This is a genomic window from Methylophaga sp. UBA4204 (assembly GCF_002379485.1).
Taxonomy (GTDB): domain Bacteria; phylum Pseudomonadota; class Gammaproteobacteria; order Nitrosococcales; family Methylophagaceae; genus Methylophaga.
This window is the reverse complement of record NZ_DFTU01000054.1, coordinates 25,034-28,305: the sequence shown is the minus strand read 5'-3', so window position 1 is coordinate 28,305 and position 3,272 is coordinate 25,034. Positions and strand designations below refer to the sequence as shown.

At 46.1% G+C, this 3,272-nt stretch carries 2 protein-coding genes, 1 tRNA gene, 1 other RNA gene and 1 pseudogene; all 5 read right to left on the bottom strand.

Going from position 1 to position 3,272, the window contains the following annotated elements; translation table 11 throughout:
- On the bottom strand, positions 1 to 1,583 hold a 1,583-nt coding region (dnaX, locus tag B3182_RS07820; RefSeq protein ID WP_292752234.1), incomplete at its 3' end, for a DNA polymerase III subunit gamma/tau.
- A 40-nt stretch (positions 1,584 to 1,623) separates the two neighbouring features.
- An RNA gene (ffs, locus tag B3182_RS07815) (signal recognition particle sRNA small type) lies at positions 1,624 to 1,720 on the bottom strand.
- 274 nt (positions 1,721 to 1,994) lie between these two features.
- Positions 1,995 to 2,085 (bottom strand) — tRNA-Ser (locus B3182_RS07810).
- A 21-nt stretch (positions 2,086 to 2,106) separates the two neighbouring features.
- Positions 2,107 to 2,946 (bottom strand): type III pantothenate kinase, encoded by an 840-nt coding sequence (locus B3182_RS07805; protein ID WP_292354730.1) that lies wholly within the window; start codon positions 2,944 to 2,946, stop codon positions 2,107 to 2,109.
- Positions 2,943 to 3,272: pseudogene (locus tag B3182_RS07800) on the bottom strand (biotin--[acetyl-CoA-carboxylase] ligase); the annotation flags it as partial. The gene B3182_RS07805 and the pseudogene B3182_RS07800, both read right to left, overlap by 4 nt.

Sequence of the window (3,272 nt, the reverse complement as noted above, 5' to 3'; positions counted from 1 at the left end):
GCTGCTTGCAGTTTTGCAACCGATTTATCATTTGCCAGATGCTGTAATTCAGATGCGACGGAAAGATAAATTTTATTTTTATCCGAGCGGAGATAGGCACAGTGATCCGCCAATTGCCTGGCAAATGCGGACAGTTTTAATTGTGCAATCAACGCGGTCCAGTTTGCTGTGGTCAAATTGAGCAGCTGTGATGCATCGTCAGAGTTAGAATGTGCAGTTTCTTTGGGCTGAACTTCGGTTGAAGTATTAGTGACCACTATCGAATGCGATTCAGGCTCGACCGGCGGTGGTTCCTTTACCTCAAGTTTTGCTGGTGCACTTGGCGGTGGTTCTGCGGACTCAGGCTCAGCTTTTGTAGAATGGGTAACCGTTGAACCTGATGGAGGAGAATACGTTGCAGCTGGTTCAACGGATGAACTTACCGCTGCCGAAACAGGCGCTGATTCACTATTGGCTTGCGACTTTTTTACGGGGGGCTGCCCCGCGTTAAAAGTTACTGCCTGAGGTTGAAAACTCAACATCCGCAACAAGGTCATTTCAAAACCGCTACGTGGGTCAGCTGCATAAGGCATATCGCGCTTGCCATGCAAGGCAATCTGGTAAAGCAGTTGTACTGTTTCAGCGGAGAAAACATTGGCTAAATTCTGTAATGCCGCATCATCCTGTTGATCTAGTGATTCTGTGTCGGCAATTAATTGAATTGTAGCAATGCGTTGCAGACTGGTCATCAAACCATCCAGTACCACCACAAAGTCACGGCCTAAAGAGGCCAATTCATCAATATGTATCAAGAGTGATTTGGCATCTTTAGCAGCTAACGCTTCAAGCAATTGGACTAATTGCTGTTGGGAAACACTGCCCAGCATCTGACTGACAATTTCCGTTGTCACTTTGCCGCCGGAAAAGGCTATTGCCTGATCCAGCAGGCTCAGAGCATCCCGCATACTGCCATCAGCAGCAAAGGCAATCTGATTTAAAGCCTCGGCTTCAAAATCTATATTTTCTTGCTGCAGAATAAACGCCAGATGATCGGAAATTTGTTTGATATCTAATCGACGCAGATTAAATTGCAGGCAACGAGATAAAATCGTGACTGGTAACTTCTGCGGATCCGTTGTAGCAAACAGGAATTTGACGTGAGGAGGGGGTTCTTCCAGTGTTTTTAGTAACGCATTAAAACTGCTGGTGGACAGCATATGGACTTCGTCGATCAAATAAACTTTGTAGCGTCCGCGACTGGGCGCATATTGAACATTATCCAGCAGCTCACGGGTATCATCGACCTTGGTACGCGACGCGGCATCAACTTCAATCAAATCAACAAAACGACCGTTGTCGACTTCAACACAGCTATTACACTCGCCACAGGGAGTAGAGCTGATGCCTTGTTCACAATTGAGAGATTTGGCAAATATTCTAGCCAATGTGGTTTTACCCACTCCGCGGGTGCCGGCAAACAAAAAAGCATGATGTAAGCGGTCTTGGTCAAGACCATTGATCAGCGCACGTAATACGTGCTGCTGGCCGACAACTTCGGCAAATTTTTTGGGGCGCCACTTGCGGGCTAGTACCAGATAACTCATGCAGCTTGTCAGATACCCAATGTGGTATAAGGGTGGTGACCCAAACCAGCCCAATCTCGGCGCCCGAGTCCGATGGCTGCGCTGCTCCCTTCCGGGCCTGACGTGGTAACCAACATATCGTCGCGAGGAGACCGGCTGGGCCACCATAGAGTTGGCTATTCTATGCTTTTTTTGATTTGAGTGCCATGCATAGCGGTAATAAAAATAAAGAAATTTATTATTGTCTGTTCATTCAGACAGTTCGGCCAAGGGGAAGCAAAAACTGGGTTCAATAAGATGAAGCTGGTTTCTGTATTCTGAAAATGCTTAATATCCATGCGCAAGATCAACCATTACTTTTAAAAATCCGATAAAGCGATGGGTGGAGAATGACCAATGGAGATCAACAAGCCGTAGTGTAAGAAATTAATTTGGCGGAGAACGAGGGATTCGAACCCTCGATAGGCTATTAACCTATACACACTTTCCAGGCGTGCGCCTTCAACCACTCGGCCAGTTCTCCTTAAGGGTGCGAAAGCTTATCTCAGTTCGCGTTTTCTGGCAATGCTGTTGAGTCTTCTATCGGGGTTTCATCCGAGTTGGACTCAATCTGTTTCATCGGTTTATTTTTATTGCGTTGATTGTTTTGTCTGGCGTATTGCGCCAAACCTTTCAGCACTAAATCAGGTTCGTGGATTAGTGGCTGGGGCATGAGTGGAATTAATTCCTCAGCATCACCTCCGGTAATTAAAAATCGAACCTCATCTGTGAAATTCTGTTGCAGATCATTGATGAGATTTTCCAGGGTAGCCGTAACCATGTACAACGTACCCGCCTGAATAGCGCTATGAGTGTTGGTTGCCAATAAGTTAAATTCATTTTCTTGTGTCACATTGCTGAGCGCATCGGTGTTATCGGTCAACATTTTTTTCATCAGTGACAATCCGGGGACAATCAAACCGCCCTGATGCTGTCCTTTTTCAGTCACGATATCCACGGTGATAGCTGTGCCACAATCAATGATGCAGGTAACCTGTCGTGCATGCTGGCGACCGGCGACAATGGCTAACCAGCGATCCACACCCAGTGTTTCAGGTTGTTCGTAAGCATTGGTCACACCAAACCTTCTTTTCTCACCTTGCACAAATACCGGTGTCAGTTTCCATTGTTTGTCGATCCATTCGGTCAGTTGTGCGGCAATCTTGTCGCCGGCAACGTTACTGACAAAAACAGCCTCGATATCTTCAAGTGATTTCCACGCTTTATTCAAAGCTGCTTTGATACCGGTCTTTGGCCTGCTGAAATGTTGTGAGTCCGCCAACACCTTGGACTTTATCGTGGTCCATTTAATCTGACTGTTTCCAATATCGACTAATAAGATCATGAGGCAAACCTGATACTGAGATGGCTGTTAGATAAGTATGCTACTTGCTGGTCACGCATGTACCGTAATTCACCTTGTTCGTTGATACCACAGGCGAGAGCGGTAAATTGTCCGTTTTCGCTGATGATATTGATAGCCTGATTATGCAGGGCATCATATTGTGGCCATAATGGCAGAAAGTCACTAAGACCACGATGAGAAAAGAGTTCTAGGGTTTCAATCATATTTTGAATTATTTTGGCTGCCAGCCGATTGCGACATGGGAGCGGATTACAAAGTTGCTCAAGGCTGATAACGGGCTGAGGGATGGCAGTATGTAAATTATC